Origin of the sequence: Streptacidiphilus melanogenes, from assembly GCF_000787835.1 — a bacterium.
Classification (GTDB): domain Bacteria; phylum Actinomycetota; class Actinomycetes; order Streptomycetales; family Streptomycetaceae; genus Streptacidiphilus; species Streptacidiphilus melanogenes.
Map to the genome: position 1 here is coordinate 104456 of NZ_BBPP01000022.1, position 18615 is coordinate 123070.

The following is an 18615-nucleotide window of genomic DNA, read 5'->3' on the forward strand; positions in this document are numbered from 1 at the left end:
CAAGGGCCCCGGCCACCCGAGGGGTGACCGGGGCCGGATGCCAGGCCTCAGCGGGCTACGTCAGAGCGAGAACACCTCGTCGACCAGCGCGGCCTGCTCCGCCGCGTGGCGCTTGGCCGAGCCGACCGCCGGGGCCGAGGAGGCCGGGCGGGCGACGCGACGCAGACGGCCGCGGTCGGCGGAGGGGCCGACGACGACGTCGAGGTGGTCGACCAGGTTGAGCGCGATGAACGGCCAGGCGCCCTGGTTGGACGGCTCCTCCTGCGCCCAGACGTACTGGACGTTGGTGCCGTAGCGCTTCAGCTCCTCCTGGAGCTCCGCGACCGGGAGCGGGTAGAGGCGCTCGACGCGGACGATCGCCGTGTCGGTGATGCCGCGCTCGGTGCGGGCCGCCTCCAGGTCGTAGTAGAACTTGCCCGCCGTGATGACGACCTTGCGGACGTTGGCCGGGTCGACCGTGGTGTCGCCGATGACCGGGCGGAAGCCGCCGGACAGGAACTCCTCGGTCTTGGACGCCGCCGCCTTCAGACGCAGCATCGACTTCGGGGTGAAGACGATGAGCGGCTTGTGGTGCGGGTTGTGCGTCTGCCAGCGCAGCAGGTGGAAGTAGTTCGACGGCAGCGTCGGCATGGCGACCGTCATGTTGTTGTCCGCGCACAGCTGCAGGAAGCGCTCCGGGCGGGCGGACGAGTGGTCCGGGCCCTGGCCCTCGTAGCCGTGCGGGAGCAGCAGGGTGACGCCGGACGTCTGGCCCCACTTGGTCTCCGAGGAGGAGATGAACTCGTCCACGACGGTGGAGGCGCCGTTGACGAAGTCGCCGAACTGGGCCTCCCACATCACCAGCGCGTCCGGACGGGCCAGCGAGTAGCCGTACTCGAAGCCCATCGCCGCGTACTCGGACAGCAGCGAGTCGTAGACGGTGTAGCGGGCCTGGTCCTCCGTCAGGTACAGCAGCGGGGTGTAGTCCTCGGCGGTCTTGTTGTCGACCAGCACCGCGTGGCGCTGACCGAAGGTGCCGCGGCGGCTGTCCTGGCCGGCCAGGCGCACCGGGTGGCCCTCCATCAGCAGCGAGCCGATGGCGAGGGTCTCGCCCATGGCCCAGTCGATGGTGCCGTCCTCGACCATGGTGGCGCGGCGCTGCAGCTGCGGCAGCAGGCGCGGGTGCACGGTCAGCCAGTCCGGCAGGGCGACCTGGGACTCGGCGATGCGCTTGACCATCTCCTGGGAGATGCCCGTCTGCACCGCGACCGGGAAGGTGGCCTGGGGCCGCTCGGAGACGGCCGGGCTGGGCACCGTCGCCGCCGCGCGGACCTCGGTGAAGACCTTCTCCAGCTGGTCCTGGTAGTCCTTGAGCGCCTGCTCGGCCTCTTCCAGGGTGATGTCGCCGCGACCGATCAGGCCCTCGGTGTAGAGCTTGCGCACCGAGCGCTTCTTGTCGATCAGCTCGTACATCAGCGGCTGGGTGAACGACGGGTTGTCGGCCTCGTTGTGACCGCGGCGGCGGTAGCAGATGAGGTCGATCACGACGTCCTTGTGGAACGCCTGGCGGAACTCGAAGGCGAGCCGCGCGACGCGGACCACGGCCTCCGGGTCGTCGCCGTTCACGTGGAAGATCGGCGCCTCGACCATGCGGGCCACGTCGGTGCAGTACGTGCTGGACCGCGACGCCGTCGGCGCGGCGGTGAAGCCGACCTGGTTGTTGATGACGACGTGCACGGTGCCGCCGGTGCGGTAGCCGCGCAGCTGCGACATGTTCAGCGTCTCCGCGACGACGCCCTGGCCGGCGAAGGCCGCGTCGCCGTGGATCTGCAGCGGCAGCACGTCGAACGAGTCGCCGGCCTTGTCGAGGATGTCCTGCTTGGCGCGGGCGATGCCCTCGACGATCGGGTCGACCGCCTCCAGGTGGGAGGGGTTGGCCGCGAGGGAGACCTTGAGGGTCTCGCCGTCCAGGCCGGTGAAGGTGCCCTCGGAGCCGAGGTGGTACTTCACGTCGCCGGAGCCGTGCATCGACTTCGGGTCGAGGTTGCCCTCGAACTCGCGGAAGATCTGCGCGTAGGACTTGCCGACGATGTTGGCCAGCACGTTCAGGCGGCCGCGGTGGGCCATGCCGATGACGGCCTCTTCGAGGTGCGCCTTGGCGGCCGAGTCGAGGACGGCGTCCAGCAGCGGGATGACGGACTCGCCGCCCTCCAGCGAGAAGCGCTTCTGGCCGACGTACTTGGTCTGCAGGAAGGTCTCGAACGCCTCGGCGGCGTTCAGGCGGCGCAGGATGCGCAGCTGCTCCTCGCGCTCCGGACGGTCGGTGCCGCGCTCGACGCGGGCCTGGATCCACCGGCGCTGCTTCGGGTCCTGGATGTGCATGTACTCGATGCCGACGGTGCGGCAGTACGAGTCGCGCAGCACGCCGAGGATGTCGCGCAGCTTCATCATGGTGTGGCCGGCGAAGCCGCCCACCGCGAACTCGCGCTCGAGGTCCCACAGCGTCAGGTCGTGCGCCTGGACGTCGAGGTCCGGGTGCTTGCGCTGCTTGTACTCCAGCGGGTCGGTGTCGGCCATCAGGTGACCGCGCACGCGGAAGGAGTGGATCAGCTCCATCACGCGGGCGGTCTTGTTGACCTCGTTGTCGTGGGTACGGGCGACGTCCGTGGCCCAGCGCACCGGCTCGTAGGGGATGCGCAGCGACTCGAAGATCTTGTCGTAGAACTCGCCCTTGCCCAGCAGCAGCTGGTGGATCGTGCGCAGGAACTCGCCCGACTGGGCGCCCTGGATGACCCGGTGGTCGTACGTCGAGGTCAGCGTCATCACCTTGGAGACGCCCATGGCGGCCAGGGTCTCCTCGGCGGAGCCCTGGAACTCGGCCGGGTACTCCATCGAACCGACGCCGAGGATGGTGCCCTGTCCGGGCATCAGGCGCGGGACGGAGTGGACGGTGCCGATGCCGCCGGGGTTGGTCAGCGAGCAGGTGACGCCGGTGAAGTCGTCGACCGTGAGCTTGTTCTGCCGGGCGCGGCGGACGATGTCCTCGTAGGCCTGCCAGAAGCCGAAGAAGTCGAGGGTCTCGGCCTTCTTGATGGCCGCGACGACCAGCTGGCGGTCGCCGTTCGGCTTGGTCAGGTCGATCGCCAGGCCGAGGTTGATGTGCTCGGGCTTGACCAGGAAGGGCTTGCCGTCCTTCTCCTGGAAGCCGTGGTTCATCGCCGGCATCGACTTGATCGCCTGGACCATGGCGTAGCCGATGAGGTGCGTGAAGGAGACCTTGCCACCGCGGGCGCGCTTCAGGTGGTTGTTGATGACGATGCGGTTGTCGATCAGCAGCTTCGCGGGGACGGCGCGGACGCTGGTCGCGGTGGGCATCGAGAGCGAGGCGTCCATGTTCGCCACGATCCGGGCGCTCGGGCCCTTCAACGCGACGAGCTCGGGTCCTGACGGGGCCTCGGCGGGGGCGGTCACAGTGGTGCTGTCCTTAACGGTGTCGGCAGGTTGGGCCGGAGCAGCGGCACGCGGGGTCTGCGTGGGCGCTGCGGGCTTGGGAGTCAGCGGAGCGGCGGGGGCCGGAGCGGCGGCCGGAGCCTTGGCCGCCGGGGCGGCCGCGGGTGCGGCGGCCGGCGCGGGGACCGCTGCCGCTGCCGGGGCCACGGGCGTCTTGGGCGCCGCGGTCACGGCGACGGCGGGAGCACCCGGGCTCTGGGTCGCCTGAGCGGGCTGCGCCGTCGGTGCGGTCTGGGTGTGCTTGTAGTCGGCGAAGAAATCCCACCAGGCCCGGTCGACCGAGTTCGGGTCCTGGAGGTACTGCTGGTAGATCTCGTCCACGAGCCACTCGTTGGGGCCGAACGCGGCTCCCGGGCCGACCTCGGCCGTAGTGGCAGGTGAGCTGTTCGTGTTTGGGGACTGTGGAGACACGGCGGCAACCGCCCTCTTCCGCTTCCGTGTGGATGGTGGACAGCGGGTAGTAAGGCTACGCCTCCGCCGCACGTCCGCGCAGGTCCCGCAGACCAAGGGTCGCCCAGATCACAGTCCGGCCGCAAACAATGGCCGGAAACCGAGGTTAGAACTCGGGCGTGATGGGGGAGAACGAAGGGTTGTTCGTTCGGCCCCCGCCGTCCTTTCCGGCCATTCTTCCGGTTCAGGGGTGGCCGTGCGAAACGATCGCCGCAGGGCGGCGCGGTCCCGGGAGTTCGACGCGGATCAGACAGCCGAGCGGTGAGTCGGCGACGGCGATCGTCCCCTCGTGCAGCTCGACCGCCCAGCGTGCGATGGCGAGACCCAGCCCCGTGCCGCCGTCGGAGCCGGGGCCCTGTGCGGTGGCGCTGCTGCCGCGGCCGAAGCGCTCGAAGACCCGCGCGCGGTCCTCCGGGGAGATGCCGGGCCCCTCGTCGGCCACGTCCACCTGGAGGCCGCCGCCCTGGGCCGGGCGGGCGCGCACGGTGACCGTGCCGTCCTGTGGGCTGTGGCGGCAGGCGTTGTCGACGAGGTTGGCGACGACCTGGTGCAGCCGCTCCGGGTCGGCGGTGCCGGTGAGTCCGGGGGCGACGTCGAGGCGTAGCGAGACGTCCGTGCGGCGTTTGCTCGCGCCGCCGGACACGGAGCCGTCCACGGTCAGGCCGCGCAGCACCGCGGCCAGGAACGGCTCGACGTCGAAGGCGCGCAGCTCCAGCGAGTCCGCGCCGTCGGCCAGCTTGGACAGGTCCAGCAGGTGGGCGACGAGCCGGCCGAGCCGCTCGGTCTGCTCGAGCGCGGCGGCCATGGTGGCCGGCTCGGGGGTCACCACCCCGTCGACCACGTTCTCCAGCACCGCGCGGAGCGCGGCTATGGGGGTGCGCAGTTCGTGCGAGACGTTGGCGATCAGCTCGCGGCGCTGCCGGTCGGCGGCGTCGAGGTCGTCGGCCATGGTGTTGAAGGCGTGGGCGAGCTCGCCGACCTCGTCGAGCGAGCGGGTGTGCACGCGCCGGGTGTAGTCCCCGGCCGCCATGGCCCGCGCGGCCGCCGTCATCTCCCGCAGACCCGAGGTCATGCTGTGCGCGAGGAACTGCGTGACCAGCAGCGAGGCGATCACGGAGAAGACCATGACCACCCGGATCTGGGTGGACGAGTTCAGCGCCAGCACCACCATCAGCGTGGAGATGCAGACCGAGATCAGCACCACCACGTTGAGCTTGGCCTTGACCGAGCGCAGCGGGTCGAGCGGACGCAGCCCCGCCCAGAACCGCTCGGCGCGGGTCACCTCGATGGGCGGTGGCGCGATCGTGCGGCCCTGTCGGGCGGGGGTGCGGCGGCTCACGGTGTCGGGGCCTCCAGGGCGTAGCCGACGCCGTGCACGGTGCGGATCCAGGCGGCGCCGATCTTCCGGCGCAGCGCCTTGACGTGGCTGTCGACGGTGCGGGTGCCGGACGCGTCGGTCCAGTCCCACACCTCGGCCAGCAGCTGCTCGCGGGTGAGCACCGCGCGCGGCTGCTGCGCCAGGCAGACCAGCAGGTCGAACTCGGTCGGGGTCAGGTGCACGTCGTCGCCGGAGACCCGGACGCGGCGCTGCACGTGGTCGATCTCCAGCTCACCGAGACGCAGCGTGCCGCCGGCGGGCGCCCGGGCCGCGAGCTGCGCGCGCTCGACGCGGCGCAGCAGCACGTTGACCCGGGCCGCGAGCTCGCGCATGGAGAAGGGCTTGGTCATGTAGTCGTCCGCGCCGACGCCGAGTCCGACCAGCATGTCGGTCTCGTCGTCACGCGCGGTGAGCATCAGCACGGGCACCGGGCGCTGCGCCTGGATGCGGCGACAGACCTCCAGCCCGTCGAAGCCGGGCAGCATCACGTCGAGCACGACCAGGTCGGGCTGCCAGGTCTGGAAGCAGTCCACCGCCGTCGGGCCGTCGTGCGAGACCGCCACGCGGAAGCCCTCGGCGCCGAGACGCGCCGCGATCGACTCGGCGATCGTCGGCTCGTCCTCCACAACCAGGACTCTGCGCTGGTTTCCCAGGCCATTGTTTGTCTGCTGCTGTACATCCGTCACGGTCACGCCACCGCCCCCAGGGCCTCGCGTTCTCCGGCCCGAGCTTGTTCAGGCCTTCCGGGTCGTACGGTTCGTACGGTGCCCCCGCCCCTTCCCTTTCAGTCCGCTACTTTGCCGCCGTTCGGCAGCGTAGGGACAGGGCGGCCGCTGTGGTGGGCCGACGTCGGATAAACCGACCCTTCGGGGGGTGGCACGGGCAGGACCATACCGTGAGTAACCTAGCCGCGCGAGGACAGGTACACGACATCGGGAACCCCTCGTTCCACATGTACCGGTACCTCTATCACCTCAATTCGGGCGAATCGGGCGCGGAGTCGGGCTTCGAAAGCGGGGGAATGTGCCGCGCTCCACACTGCGAGCACCCCGCCGTCGGCGAGGGTCCGCGTCAGCAGGTCCAGGCCCGCGCCTGAGTAGAGCGAGTCGTTCGAATCGGTGACGGTCCAGTCCGGCCCGTTGTCGATGTCGAGGCAGAGCGCGTCGTAGCGGTCCCCGGTGGTTCGCAGGTGTTCCAGCAGGTCCGCGTGCACGATCTCGGTCCGCGGATCGGCGTGGCCGGTGCCCGCGAACGCGGCGAGCGGGGCCTCGTCGCGGGTGTGCCAGTCGATGATCGCCCGTTCCCGCTCGACGACGGTGATCCGTCCGGGCCGCCGGTCCTGCGCGGCCTCCGCGAGCGAGAAGCCGACACCGAGCCCGCCGATCAGCAGGTGCGCTCCGCGTGCGCCGTCGAGGGCGTCCAGGGCGGCGCTGACCAGCAGTCGCTCGGAACGCCCGTCGGAGGTGTCCATCAGGAACGTCCCGTTGGCGATGATCTCGAAGTGCGCGCCGCGACGGCGCAGGGCGACCTCGCCGAACGGACCTTCGCGACGGTCGAGCAGTTCGGGCGTGTCGGAGTGCTGGACGGGCGGCGTGTCGGCGTGAGGGGTGGACATGGGCACCATCGTGCCCGAGCCGGAGGAAGGCGCCGCAGGAAATCGATGGCCCGGTCCGGCGTGGGGGAGCAGGCTGCCGCGCATGACCTTCTCCGTGATCGCACATGACCCGGTGAGCGGATGGACCGGGGTCGCGGTGGCGAGCTGCGTCCTGGCCGTGGGCGCGCGGGTCGCCACGGCCAGGCGGGGCGTCGGCGTCGCGGTCGGCCAGGCCTCCTCACCACTGTGGCACCGGGAAGCGGTGCTCGACCTGCTGGCGCGGGGCGCGGCCCCGAAGGAGGCGGTGGCGGCGGTGGCCGCCCTGCCGGACGCGGACGACCGGCAGCTCGCCGTGGTCGACGCGAGCGGCCGCGTCGCCGCGTGGACGGGGCCGGGCTGCGACGGCGAAGCCGGTCACCGCCTCGGCGAACACGTCTCGGTCCAGGGCAACACCCTGGCGGACGGCGTGGTCGACGCGCTGTGGGCGGGGTGGACGGTGAACCCCGCGGAGCCGCTGGCGGAACGCCTGCTCGCGGCGCTGGCGGCAGGCGAGGCGGCAGGCGGGGACCGGCGCGGACGCCAGTCGGCGGCGCTGTTCGTCGTCGGCGGCGACGAGCCGGTCGACCTGCGCGTGGACGATGCGGAGGCGCCGGTGGCCGAGCTCGGCCGGCTGCTGACCGTGGACCGCGCGCACCGGCTGTTCCGCGAGGCCTACGGCTGCTGGCGGAAGGGCGATGCGGGCGAGGCCGTGCCGCTGCTGCGCCGGGCGCAGGAGCTCGCCCCGGGCGACGGGCTCATCGCCGCCTGGGCGCCCCGGATCCTCGGCGTCGAGGACTGATCGCTCACAGCGAACAGTGAGCGGGGAACATTATCGGGGTCATGAACCTTTAGTCCGTGTAACTCAACTTGCATGACCGGGGAGAAATCATGGCTTCGACCTCTGGAACGCTCACCCTGCCGGTGCTGCCGCTCGACGACGACGCGGTTCTCCCCGGCATGGTCGTCCCTCTGGACCTTTCCGACCAGGACGTCCGTGCCGCTGTGGAGGCCGCGCAGGCGGCGGTTCGGGAGACCGGGGCGCACGCCCCCGGCATCAGGACGGTGGCGAACGCGCGCAAGGCGCGCGTGCTGCTCGTCCCGCGCGTCGACGGCGAGTACGGCGCGATCGGCACCGTGGCGACGGTCGAGCAGGTGGGCCGTCTCGCCGACGGTGATCCCGCCGCGCTCGTCCGCGGCGTGCGCCGCGTCCGCATCGGGGCCGGGACGACCGGCCCGGGCGCGGCACTGTGGGTGGAGGCGGAGCCGGCCGAGGAGACCGCCGTCCCCTCGCCCCTGCCCGGCGCGATCGCCGAGATCGTCACCGAGTACAAGGCGCTGACCACGGCGTGGCTGCAGAAGCGCGGCGCCTGGCAGGTCGTCGACCGCTTCACCCAGATCGACGGCGTCTCCGAGCTCGCGGACAACATCGGCTACGCGCCCTTCGTGACCGCGGCCGAGAAGGTCCGGGTCCTGGAGGAGCTCGACCCGGTGGCCCGGCTCAAGCTCGCGCTGCAGCTGCTCAAGGACCACCTGGCCGAGGCGGAGGTCCAGGAGACCATCCGCAAGGACGTCCAGGAGGGCATGGAGAAGCAGCAGAAGGAGTTCCTGCTCCAGCGCCAGCTGGAGGCGGTGAAGAAGGAGCTGGCCGACCTCAACGGCGAGCCCGACTCCGAGGAGGAGGACTACCGCGCCCGCGTCGAGGCCGCCGACCTGCCCGAGAAGGTCAAGGAGGCCGCGCTCAAGGAGGTGGAGAAGCTGGAGCGTTCCAGCGACGCGTCCCCCGAGGGCAGCTGGATCCGCACCTGGCTCGACACCGTCCTGGAGCTCCCCTGGAACAACCGCACCGAGGACGCCTACGACATCGCCGGCGCCCGTGCGGTCCTGGACGCCGACCACTTCGGCCTGGACGACGTGAAGGAGCGCATCGTCGAGTACCTGGCCGTGCGCAAGCGCCGGTCCGACCGTGGGCTGGGTCTCGTCGGCGGCCGTCGCGGCGGCGCGGTGCTGGCGCTGGTCGGTCCGCCCGGCGTGGGCAAGACCTCGCTGGGCGAGTCCGTCGCCCGCGCCATGGGCCGCGAGTTCGTCCGCGTCGCCCTCGGCGGCGTCCGCGACGAGGCCGAGATCCGCGGCCACCGCCGCACCTACGTCGGCGCGCTGCCCGGCCGCATCGTGCGGGCCATCAAGGAGGCCGGCTCGATGAACCCGGTCGTGCTGCTGGACGAGATCGACAAGGTCGGCTCGGACTACCGCGGCGACCCGGCGGCCGCCCTGCTGGAGGTCCTGGACCCGGCGCAGAACCACACCTTCCGCGACCACTACCTGGAGGTCGAGCTCGACCTCTCCGACGTGGTCTTCCTCGCCACCGCGAACGTGCTGGAGGCCATCCCCGAGCCGCTGCTCGACCGGATGGAGCTGGTGCGCCTGGACGGCTACACCGAGGACGAGAAGGTCGTCATCGCCCGCGACCACCTGCTCCCGCGCCAGCTGGAGCGGGCGGGCCTGGGCGCCGACGAGGTCGTCGTCGAGGAGGACGCGCTGCGCAAGCTCGCCGCCGAGTACACCCGCGAGGCGGGCGTCCGCACCCTGGAGCGCGCGGTCTCGCGCATCCTGCGGAAGGTCGCGGCGCAGAACGAGCTCGGCGAGGCGGGCGCGGAGCTGCCCCGCACCGTCAGCGAGGCGGACCTGCGCGGCCTGATCGGCCGCCCCCGGTTCACCCCGGAGCACGCCCAGGAGCCCGAGGAGCGGCGTACCGCCGTCCCCGGCGTCGCGACCGGCCTGGCCGTGACGGGCGCGGGCGGCGACGTCCTGTTCGTCGAGGCCTCGCTCGCCGATCCGGAGACGGGCGGCAGCGGGCTGACGCTGACGGGTCAGCTGGGCGACGTGATGAAGGAGTCCGCGCAGATCGCGCTGTCGTTCCTGCGGTCGCACGGAGCGGAGCTGGAGCTGCCGGTCACCTCGCTGCGCGAGCGCGGCGTCCACATCCACGTTCCCGCGGGCGCGGTCCCCAAGGACGGCCCGAGCGCGGGCGTCACGATGACGACGGCGCTGGCCTCGCTGCTGTCCGGCCGGAAGGTGCGACCGGAGGTCGCGATGACCGGCGAGGTGTCCCTGACCGGCCGGGTCCTGCCGATCGGCGGCGTGAAGCAGAAGCTGCTCGCGGCCGACCGGGCCGGGATCACCACCGTCCTGATCCCCTCCCGCAACGAGGCGGACCTCGACGACGTCCCGGCGGAGGTCCTGGAGCGCCTCACCGTCCACGCGGTCGCCGACGTCCGCCAGGTCCTCGACCTGGCCCTGGAGCCGGCCGCGGCGCTTCAGGAGAGCCTGGCGGCGTAAGCCGCACGTCGGCTCCCGCCTGACGTCGCACCGTCCCAGGGGCGTGGGGCTGTGCTCGATTCGCGGCTCCGCCGCGGGGGCGCGACCGGTCTCGGTTTCGCTCCCGCCCGACGTTGCACGACCCAGGGCGCGGGGCACTGCGCGACAAGCCACCGGCGAGCGGATGGTCCTCAACGAACAGGGCCATCCGCCTGTCGCCGGTTTCTCGCGCGGTTCCCCGCGCCCCTGGCGTGCTGCAACTGACCCGTGGGCTAGAGGCGGCCCGTCGCCGGGTTGCGGGCCGTGAGGCAGTAGGTGCCGCCCGCCGGGTCGCGCATGACGGTCCAGTGGCCGTGTTCGGCGACGAGCGTCGCCCCCAGCTGCTCGTGCTCCTCCCGCGTGGCGCTTCGGTCCGTGCAGGCGAAGTCGAGGTGCGCGCTGGTCGGGCGGGGTTCGTCGAGGCGGTGCAGGAGGAGCCGGAACGGCAGGTCCGCCGGGGACTGAACGACCCGGAACTCGGGGCGGGAGCCCCGGTCCACCGTCCAGCCGGTGAGCTCGGTCCAGAACTCGATCTCCGCCTCGTAGGCCTCGGCCGGGATGTCGATCGCGATCTGGTCCAGCCGTGTGCCTGCGACGACCGGCGGGCGGCGGTACTCGCGGTGCCAGGGGACCACGCAGAACAGCTGGCCGGCCGGCGAGCGCAGGACGAGCCACGAGCCGTGCTCCGCGACCACCTCCGCGCCCAGCGCCACCGCGTCGTCCGCAAGGGCACGCGGACGCTCGACCGCCAGGTCGAAGTGGCTGCCGTTGCCCTCGTGCACGCCCTGCAGCTTCAGGCAGGCGTCCTCGCCGCCGCTCGGCAGGAACGTCGCGAACTCGCCGTCCTCCCCGCGCGGCGCGGACAGTGAGGTGTCCGTCACCGCCGTCCAGAACGCGGCGGCCGCCGCCATGCGGTCACGAGGCCGGTCCACGAACGCGTACACCCAGCGGATCATGGCTCGCAGCGTAGCCTGCGTCACACCTGTCACGCGCGGAGAACCGGAGCGCTCGCAGACGCGTTCCCCACCTTGAGACCGGACCTGCGACAATGCCACGGTTCTCGGAACGTCGGTGAAGTGTTGGGTGGGCAGAAGATGGGCGCACGGAGCTCGCGGAGCGCTGCCGTGGAGGTTGCACCGGGGGCGAAGCGCAGGCGGAATCTCGAACTGTTCCTGCTGCTCTTCGCCGTCGTCGTGTGCGGCTTCGCCAAGGCCGCCGCTGACCTGGGCCTGACCGGGAAGCTGTCCAGCGGCTTCGTGGTCGACGTGCTCGGGCTCGGGCTGCTCGCGATGGCCGCGCACCTGGTGGTGCGGCGCTGGGCGCCGTACGCGGACCCGCTGATCCTGCCGCTGGCGGTGGTCCTCACCGGAATCGGCCTGGTGCTGATCGACCGGCTCGACCAGTCGTACATCAAGGTCTACGGCTCGACCGCCGCCGCACCGAACCAGGTGATGTGGACGGTCATAGCCGTCGTCGTCTTCGCGGCCGTGATCGTTCTGGTCAAGCACCACCGGGTGCTCTCCCGGTACACCTACCTCCTGATGGCGGTCTCGCTGGTCGCTCTGGTCGCGCCGGCCTTCTTCTCCGGCGACCAGTACGGCGCGCGCCGGTGGATCCACCTGGGTCCGCTGTCGTTCCAGCCGGGCGAGTTCACCAAGCTTGCGATCATCGTCTTCTTCGCCAGCTATCTGATGGCCAACCGGGACGCACTGGCCCTGGTGGGCCGTAGGTTCATGGGCATCGCGCTGCCGCGCGGCCGCAACATGGGCCCGATCCTGGTGGTCTGGGCGGTCAGCCTGGTCGTCCTCGTCTTCGAGTCCGACCTCGGCACCTCGCTGATCTTCTTCGGCGCGTTCATCATCATGCTGTACGTCGCCACCGAGCGGACCGGATGGGTCGTCCTCGGTGGCCTGATGGCGGTGGGCGGCGCGGTCGCGGCCGGCACCCTGGTGACGCACGTCAAGTACCGCGTCAACAACTGGCTCGACCCGATGGCGGCCTACCAGCCGAACCCGCCGACCGGTTCCTCGCCGCAGCTCGCCGAGTCGCTCTTCAGCCTCGGCCACGGCGGTCTGCTCGGTACCGGGCTGGGCCGGGGTGACTCCTGGTTGATCGCCTTCGCCGGCCGCAGCGACTGGATCCTCGCCACCGTCGGCGAGGAGCTGGGCACCGCCGGGATCATGGTCGTCCTGGTGCTCTACCTGATGCTGGGCCAGCGCGGCATGCGCACGGCGGTCCGGCTGACCGACCCCTTCGGCAAGCTGCTCGCGGCGGGCCTCGCGGCCGCCCTCGTGCTGCAGGTCTTCGTCGTCGGCGGCGGTGTGCTGGGCCTGATCCCGCAGACCGGTAAGGCGCTGCCGTTCCTCGCCCAGGGCGGTTCCTCCACGGTGGCCAACTGGTTGATGATCGCCCTGCTGATCAAGCTGAGCGACGCCTCCGGCCGCGCCGAGATGGAGCCCAAGCCGGACCCGAACGAGACCCTGACCATCTCCGCAGAGGAGATCGCCCGCGCCCAGGCCGAGATGGAGCAGACGGGCAACTGAGCCACCCTCAGCGGAAGACGCCCGTGTGTCCGAGGGAGTACCGCCCGGGCTGCGGGTAGACGCACAGGCCGTGCGGTCCGTCGCCGACGGGGATCTTCGCCAGCAGTTTGCCGTCCGTCGTCGACATCGCGTAGACGACCGAGTTGTAGCGGCCGGAGAGCCACAGGACCTTGCCGTCGGCGGAGACGCCGCCCATGTCGGGGCTGCCGCCGCCGGGGATGTACCACTTGTGGATCAGCTTGCCGGTGGCGAAGTCCAGGACGGAGACGGAGCCCTCGCCGCGGTTGGAGACGTAGAGGTACTTGGAGTCGCGGCTGACGTAGAGGCCGTGCGCGCCGGCGCCGGTCGGCAGCAGGGTGGGCTTGGAGAAGGTGTCGCCGTTCAGCTCCCAGACGCCGTTCGCGATCATGTCGGCGACGTACCAGACCTTGCCGTCGGGGGAGATCTTCACGTCCTGCGGCATGGAGCCGATGAAGGGGATCTTCTGCTTGGCGACGATCTCCATCTTCGCCGTGTCGACCTTCAGCAGGTCGCCGGAGAACTCGCAGGAGACGATGAAGTAACGCCCGTCGGGGGAGAAGTCGGCGTGGTTGACGCCGTCGCACTGGGACGGAATGGCCTTGACGACCTTCATGGTGTGGGCGTCGCGGAAGACCAGCTGGTGGTCGGCCGAGGCCATCACCACCGCGTACTTGCCGTCGGGCGTGAAGTAGAGGTTGTACGGGTCGTGCACGTCGACCGTCGGGCCGGCCTTGCCGGTGGCGGGGTCGATCGGGGTGAGGGTGTTGCCGAGGTCGTTGTTGACCCAGAGGGTCTTCAGGTCCCAGGAGGGGACGACGTGCTGCGGCTCGTTGCCGACCGGGACGGTGCCGATCACCTTGTAGGTGGCCGGGTCGATCACGGTGACCGTGTTGGAGAGCGTGTTGGGCACGTACACGCGCGAGGGGAAGTTCTTCACCACCGGCGACATCTGGTTCGGCCGGTCGGCGGCGTAGACGTCCTTGGGGTCGAGCAGTGGCGGCATGCCCGGGAGGTCCGCGTCGCCGCTCTTGGCCTGCGCCGCGGCCGAGGCGGCCGCGGCGCTGGACGCGGCGGCCTTCTGCCGGGCGTTGATCGCGTTCGTCTCGGCCGGGCCCCCGGAGGAGCAGGCGGTGGTCACCACCAGCGTGGCGGCGGCGCTCAGGGCGGCGGCGGTGGCAAGGCGGTGAGTGCGCATCAGCTCAGCAGCTCCGAGGTCGTGACAGCGTGGAGACCGCGCTGCCGGAGGCCGTCAAGGATCGCGGGCAGCGCGGCGACGGTGCCGCTGTGCCCGAAGTGCATCGACACCACCGACCCGGCGCGCGCCTGGCTGAGCACGGTGTGCGTGACGGCGCTCGCGCCGGGGTCGGTGTAGTCGAGGGAGTCCAGGTCGTAGGAGAGGCAGTGCGCGTAACCCGCCCGGCGGGCCTGGGCGGCGACGACCGCCGTGCAGTCCTGGGCCTGCGAGGGGCGGAACCAGGCGCCGATCGAGCCCGTCAGCTGACGCAGCCGCTGCGCGCAGCGCTCGATCTCGGTGTAGGCCGCGTCCGCGGAGAGCGTGGAGATCGCGACGTGGTTCTGCGTGTGGTTGCCCAGCTCGTGGCCGCCGTCGAGGACGCGCCCGGCCATGTCGGGGTAGCTGTCCAGCCAGCTGCCCACGGCCATCACGGTGATCCTCGCGCTTGCCCGCTCCGCCTCGGTGAGCAGCGAGCGGGCGATCGCCGGGTCCCCCTGGCCGTGGAAGGTGAGCGCCACCCGGCCGGTGGTGGTCGGCCCGGAGTGGATCTCGAACGGCAGCCCGGCGGCCGGTGAGGCGACGCCACCCGGTGACGCGACGGCGCTCCGCGACGGCGTCGGGGTCGTCGTCGCGGCGGCCGAGGGCAGGGCGTCGGTGCCGCCGGCACCGCCGGCGTTCGTGGACTTGGCGCCACTGCCACAGGCACCCAGCATGGACGCGGCGGCACCGAGCGTGGCGGCGCGGAGGACGTGGCGGCGGTCCAAGGGGCTCACCGTCCCGACGGTATGCGGAACGTCACATATCCGCGCGCCGAGACTCTGACGGACGATCGGAGTCGGCAGTTCGGCGGAACACAGGCGGAACAAGGAGATCAGGTGCTCACAACCGACCGGAAAGAGCTCCCTTTCGGCGTGCCGGGATTGCGCGCCTTCCTGGGGGACGACGGGGTCGCCGTCCTGCTCCTGGACCGGCCGGAGAAGAAGAACGCGCTGACGCGCGCCCAGTGGGAGGCCCTGCCCGGCGTGCTCGCCGGCCTGGCGGCGGAGCCCGGTCTGCGGGTGCTGCTGCTGACCGGCGCGGGTGGCGCGTTCTCCGCCGGCGCGGACATCGGCGAGCTGGCCGACGTCTACGCGAGCCCCGAGGCGGCCGACGAGTACCACGCCGTCAACGTCGACGCGGAGTCGGCACTCGCGGCCTTCCCGCACCCGACGCTGGCGGTCGTGGACGGCCCGTGCGTGGGCGGCGGCTGCCAGCTCGCCGTCGCCTGCGACCTGCGGTTCGCCGCGCGCGGAGCCCGGTTCGGGATCACCCCGGCCAAACTCGGCATCGTCTACCCCTCCGTGCCGACGGCGCGCCTGGCCCGACTGCTCGGCCCTGCGCGTGCGAAGTATCTGCTCTACTCCGCCGAACTGGTGACGGCGGACCAGGCGCTGGTCTACGGCCTGGTCGACGAGGTCGCCGACGACGTCCACGAGCGCGCGCTCGCCTTCGCCCGGGTGCTGGCGTCGCGCTCCGCGCAGACGCAGGGGGCGGTCAAGGCCGTCGTGGACGCGGTGGTGACGGGCGGGGACCCGCAGGCCGCCGCCGAGCCGTGGGAGCGCGCGTCACGGACCACGCCGGACGTGCGCGAGGGGTTGGCCGCGTTCCTGGAGCGGCGCGCACCGCGCTTCTGACCTGTAGGCCCGGGCCGGCACGCGCTTCTGGTCGGCGCGTGGTCGGCGCGTGGTTCCGGGCTGCGCGGCCCCGGCGCGCCTGCTCCGACGCACGCGGTCCGGAAAATAGCTTGATGTCCGTTTCATTCCTGACCGGAACGGACGGACCTGATGGCCAGTGGAGTGACCGGAAGCAGGGGCGAAGCCAGCGACCACGGATTCCTCGCGGAGCTCAAGGACGCCGTCAACGGCCGCACCGCGCTGCTCGTCGTCGCGGTGCTCGGGCTCCAGCTGGGCTTCATCGTGTCCTACATCGGCGCCCTGCATCACCCCTACCCGTACAAGGCCTCCATCGGCGTTGTCGCCCCGCCGCAGGCGAGCGCGCAGGCGGTGGCGGGTCTCAACGGGCTGCCCAACCACGTCCTGGACGCCAGGCCCGTCGCCGACGAGGCGACGGCCGTCCAGCAGATCAAGGACCAGAAGCTCTACACCGCGCTGGTCATCGACCCGGCCGGCACCCGGGACACGCTGCTCGTGGCCAACGCCTCCGGCCCGGCGCTGGCCACCGCGGTCACGCAGATCGTCACCCAGGCCGAGGCGCAGCAGGGCCGCACGGTCGTGGTCCAGGACGTCGTGCCGCTGGCGCCGGGCGACGCGGAGGGGCTCTCGTCCTTCTACCTCGCGGTCGGCTGGTGCGTGGGCGGCTATCTGGTGGCCTCGCTGCTCGGCATCAGCGCGGGCACGCGCCCGGCGAACGTCCCACGGGCGATCATCCGGCTGGGCTCGCTGCTGCTGTTCTCGCTCGCGGCGGGTCTCGGCGGCGCGCTGATCGCCGGCCCGATCCTCGACGCGCTGCCCGGGAAGATCGTCGCACTGTGGGGCGTCGGCACGATGGTGGTCTTCGCCGTGGGTGCGGTGACCATGGCCCTGGAGTGCTTCTTCGACGTCATCGGCATCGGCATCGCGGTGCTGCTCTTCGTGATCCTGGGCAACCCGAGTGCGGGCGGGGTCTTCCCGCCTCCGCTGATGCCGCCCTTCTGGCGGACCATCGGCCCCTGGCTCCCCAACGGTGCGGGCACGGACCTCAACCGCTCGATCGCGTACTTCCACGGCACGGACATCCTCCGGCCGCTGCTGGTCCTGTCGGTGTGGATCGTCCTCGGCGTCGGGCTCACCCTGCTCGCCTCCGCCCTTCGCAGGGGCTCCGGCCGCCCCGATCTCCCCACCGTGCAGTCCGCAGCGTCGGCCCAGGCCTCGGGCACGACCCCGGAGACAAGCTGACGCGCGCCCCGGCCGAAAGGCCGGAGCGCGCGTCAGGTCGTCGTGTGAACGAGTGCGACCGCTACTTGTGCCCGATGAGGTAGAACCCGTACCCCACCGCGCTCGCACATAGCGCGAAGCTGAGGACGGCGGCGCTCAGGGAGGCGACGGCCGCCCCTCCGGTGGTGCGCTCGCGGCGCGACAGCGCCGTCATGCCGAGGCAGAACGCGCCGACCACGGCGACGGTGATGAGGACGCTCGCGCCGAACGTGCTGCCGAGCGCGGACCAGTTGATGTTCATCGTGCTGCTCCTCAGGCCGCGACGGGCGCGGTCGGGGCCGCCGGGACGGACGGCTCGGCGGACGGCAGGGTGATCTCGTGCGGCACCACGTTGGTCGCGTCGACCTTCTGGCGGCGGGACAGGACGAAGACGGTCGCCGCCACACCCGCGCCGATCAGGCCGAGCGCGATCTCGCCCCACGCGCCCTGGTCGGCCAGCAGCACGCCGAGGCCGGCGACGAGGCCCGCGGCCGGGAGGGTGAGCAGCCACGCGTACGCCATCCGGCGGGCGGTGGACCAGTGCACGACGCCGTCGGCGCGGCCCTTGCCGGAGCCCATGATGCCGCCGGAGCAGACGTGCGTGGTGGAGAGGCCGAAGCCCATGTGGGAGGAGGTCAGGATGACCGTCGCCGCCGCGCTCTGCGCGGTGAGGCCCTGGGCGGGCTCGATCTCGGAGATGCCGGTGCCCATGGTGCGGATGATGCGCCAGCCGCCGACGTAGGTGCCCAGCGCCATGGCGAGGCCCGCGGCCAGGATCACCCAGAGCGGCGGGTTGGAGCCCGGGGCCAGTGAGCCGGCAGTGATCAGGGTCAGCGTGATGACGCCCATCGTCTTCTGGCCGTCGCTGGTTCCGTGCGCGACGGAGACCAGCATCGCGGAGGTGACCTGTCCGGCCTTGAACCCCCTGGAGTTCACCTTCTCGTCACCGTTGCGGGTCATCCGGTAGGCGATCTTGGTGGCGGCCCAGGCCGCCGCGCCGGCGACGATCGGCGAGGCGACGGCCGGGATGAGGATCTTCGTCATCACGACGTCGAAGTGGACGCCGTGGGTGCCGACGGCGAACAGCGTCGCGCCGATCAGACCGCCGTACAGGGCGTGCGAGGAGCTGGACGGGATGCCGCGCAGCCAGGTGACGAGGTTCCAGACGATGGCGCCGATCAGGGCCGCGAAGACGATCTGCGGCTTGAGTCCGGCCTTCTCGTCGAGGATGCCGCCGGAGATGGTCTTGGCGACGGCGACCGACAGGAAGGCGCCCGCGAGGTTGAGGACCGCCGAGATGGCGACGGCGACCTTGGGCCGCAGCGCTCCGGTGGCGATCGAGGTGGCCATCGAGTTGGCCGTGTCGTGGAAGCCGTTGGTGAAGTCGAAGGCGAGAGCCGTGATCACTACGGCGGTCACCAGGAACGATACGTGTTCCATGCCCAAACAATCGTCTCAGCGGAGGCGTGCACGGCGGTCGCCGCGATCGTGACCGTAGGGAGCCCGAGTGAACGGAAGGTTAACTACGAACCGATTTGGGGTTGATGGGGGAGCGGAAGCAT

The 18615-nt window shown here is 71.5% G+C and carries 14 protein-coding genes; 5 read left to right on the forward strand and 9 right to left on the reverse strand.

Annotated elements, in window-relative coordinates; translation table 11 throughout:
• Positions 1–60: 60 nt before the first annotated feature.
• From TR49_RS22930 to TR49_RS22945, 4 genes are all read right to left on the reverse strand, one after another.
• Complete coding sequence (locus TR49_RS22930; RefSeq protein WP_042384482.1) at positions 61–3900, reverse strand: multifunctional oxoglutarate decarboxylase/oxoglutarate dehydrogenase thiamine pyrophosphate-binding subunit/dihydrolipoyllysine-residue succinyltransferase subunit; 3840 nt, start codon at positions 3898–3900, stop codon at positions 61–63.
• Between the two features lie 223 nt (positions 3901–4123).
• Positions 4124–5278, reverse strand: coding sequence for a HAMP domain-containing sensor histidine kinase (locus TR49_RS22935; protein WP_439654122.1), 1155 nt, complete (start codon positions 5276–5278; stop codon positions 4124–4126).
• Positions 5275–6003 (reverse strand): response regulator transcription factor, encoded by a 729-nt coding sequence (locus tag TR49_RS22940; RefSeq protein ID WP_042365212.1) that lies wholly within the window; start codon positions 6001–6003, stop codon positions 5275–5277. The genes TR49_RS22935 and TR49_RS22940 overlap by 4 nt, the downstream gene beginning before the upstream one ends.
• 218 nt (positions 6004–6221) lie before the next feature.
• Complete coding sequence (locus tag TR49_RS22945; protein ID WP_152627410.1) at positions 6222–6932, reverse strand: spermidine synthase family protein; 711 nt, start codon at positions 6930–6932, stop codon at positions 6222–6224.
• Between the two features lie 82 nt (positions 6933–7014).
• Here TR49_RS22945 and TR49_RS22950 point away from each other — a divergent pair, with 82 nt between their 5' ends.
• Together TR49_RS22950 and lon are read left to right on the forward strand one after the other, a co-directional pair.
• The gene (locus TR49_RS22950) at positions 7015–7749 is read left to right on the forward strand and encodes a DUF1028 domain-containing protein (protein WP_052434549.1); all 735 of its coding nucleotides are present in this window, start codon (positions 7015–7017) and stop codon (positions 7747–7749) included.
• Positions 7750–7838: 89 nt separating this feature from the next.
• A complete protein-coding gene (gene lon, locus TR49_RS22955; RefSeq protein ID WP_042384485.1) occupies positions 7839–10286 on the forward strand; it encodes an endopeptidase La in 2448 nt (815 codons plus the stop codon).
• A 251-nt stretch (positions 10287–10537) separates the two neighbouring features.
• On the opposite strand, the gene TR49_RS22960 is transcribed toward lon, so the two are convergent.
• The gene (locus TR49_RS22960) at positions 10538–11260 is read right to left on the reverse strand and encodes a VOC family protein (RefSeq protein WP_042384488.1); all 723 of its coding nucleotides are present in this window, start codon (positions 11258–11260) and stop codon (positions 10538–10540) included.
• A gap of 168 nt (positions 11261–11428) precedes the next feature.
• Here TR49_RS22960 and TR49_RS22965 point away from each other — a divergent pair, with 168 nt between their 5' ends.
• Positions 11429–12847, forward strand: coding sequence for an FtsW/RodA/SpoVE family cell cycle protein (locus TR49_RS22965; RefSeq protein ID WP_439654123.1), 1419 nt, complete (start codon positions 11429–11431; stop codon positions 12845–12847).
• A gap of 7 nt (positions 12848–12854) precedes the next feature.
• Here the strand turns inward: TR49_RS22965 and TR49_RS22970 are convergent, their stop codons facing one another.
• Entirely contained in the window at positions 12855–14063 is a 1209-nt protein-coding gene (locus TR49_RS22970) for a YncE family protein (RefSeq protein ID WP_084725271.1), read from the reverse strand.
• Positions 14063–14875, reverse strand: coding sequence for a polysaccharide deacetylase family protein (locus TR49_RS22975; RefSeq protein ID WP_042384494.1), 813 nt, complete (start codon positions 14873–14875; stop codon positions 14063–14065). Before TR49_RS22975 ends, TR49_RS22970 begins: the two co-directional genes overlap by 1 nt.
• A gap of 138 nt (positions 14876–15013) precedes the next feature.
• Between TR49_RS22975 and TR49_RS22980 the strand changes: the two genes are divergently transcribed.
• Entirely contained in the window at positions 15014–15775 is a 762-nt protein-coding gene (locus tag TR49_RS22980; RefSeq protein ID WP_236653498.1) for an enoyl-CoA hydratase/isomerase family protein, read from the forward strand.
• A 150-nt stretch (positions 15776–15925) separates the two neighbouring features.
• Complete coding sequence (locus TR49_RS22985; RefSeq protein ID WP_042384497.1) at positions 15926–17035, forward strand: ABC transporter permease; 1110 nt, start codon at positions 15926–15928, stop codon at positions 17033–17035.
• 61 nt (positions 17036–17096) lie between these two features.
• Here the strand turns inward: TR49_RS22985 and TR49_RS22990 are convergent, their stop codons facing one another.
• Together TR49_RS22990 and TR49_RS22995 are read right to left on the reverse strand one after the other, a co-directional pair.
• Positions 17097–17315: a hypothetical protein gene (locus tag TR49_RS22990; protein WP_042384500.1), complete on the reverse strand. Its 219-nt coding sequence runs from the start codon at positions 17313–17315 to the stop codon at positions 17097–17099.
• 11 nt (positions 17316–17326) lie between these two features.
• A complete protein-coding gene (locus tag TR49_RS22995) occupies positions 17327–18493 on the reverse strand; it encodes an inorganic phosphate transporter (protein WP_042384501.1) in 1167 nt (388 codons plus the stop codon).
• Between the last annotated feature and the right edge of the window lie 122 nt (positions 18494–18615).

Coding starts and splice junctions, on each gene's coding strand:
- TR49_RS22945 (WP_152627410.1), bottom strand. CDS start 6,932: ATGTCCACCCCTCACGCCGACACGCCGCCCGTCCAGCACTCCGACACG.
- TR49_RS22950 (WP_052434549.1), top strand. CDS start 7,015: ATGACCTTCTCCGTGATCGCACATGACCCGGTGAGCGGATGGACCGGG.
- lon (WP_042384485.1), top strand. CDS start 7,839: ATGGCTTCGACCTCTGGAACGCTCACCCTGCCGGTGCTGCCGCTCGAC.
- TR49_RS22960 (WP_042384488.1), bottom strand. CDS start 11,260: ATGATCCGCTGGGTGTACGCGTTCGTGGACCGGCCTCGTGACCGCATG.
- TR49_RS22970 (WP_084725271.1), bottom strand. CDS start 14,063: ATGCGCACTCACCGCCTTGCCACCGCCGCCGCCCTGAGCGCCGCCGCC.
- TR49_RS22985 (WP_042384497.1), top strand. CDS start 15,926: ATGGCCAGTGGAGTGACCGGAAGCAGGGGCGAAGCCAGCGACCACGGA.
- TR49_RS22990 (WP_042384500.1), bottom strand. CDS start 17,315: ATGAACATCAACTGGTCCGCGCTCGGCAGCACGTTCGGCGCGAGCGTC.
- TR49_RS22995 (WP_042384501.1), bottom strand. CDS start 18,493: ATGGAACACGTATCGTTCCTGGTGACCGCCGTAGTGATCACGGCTCTC.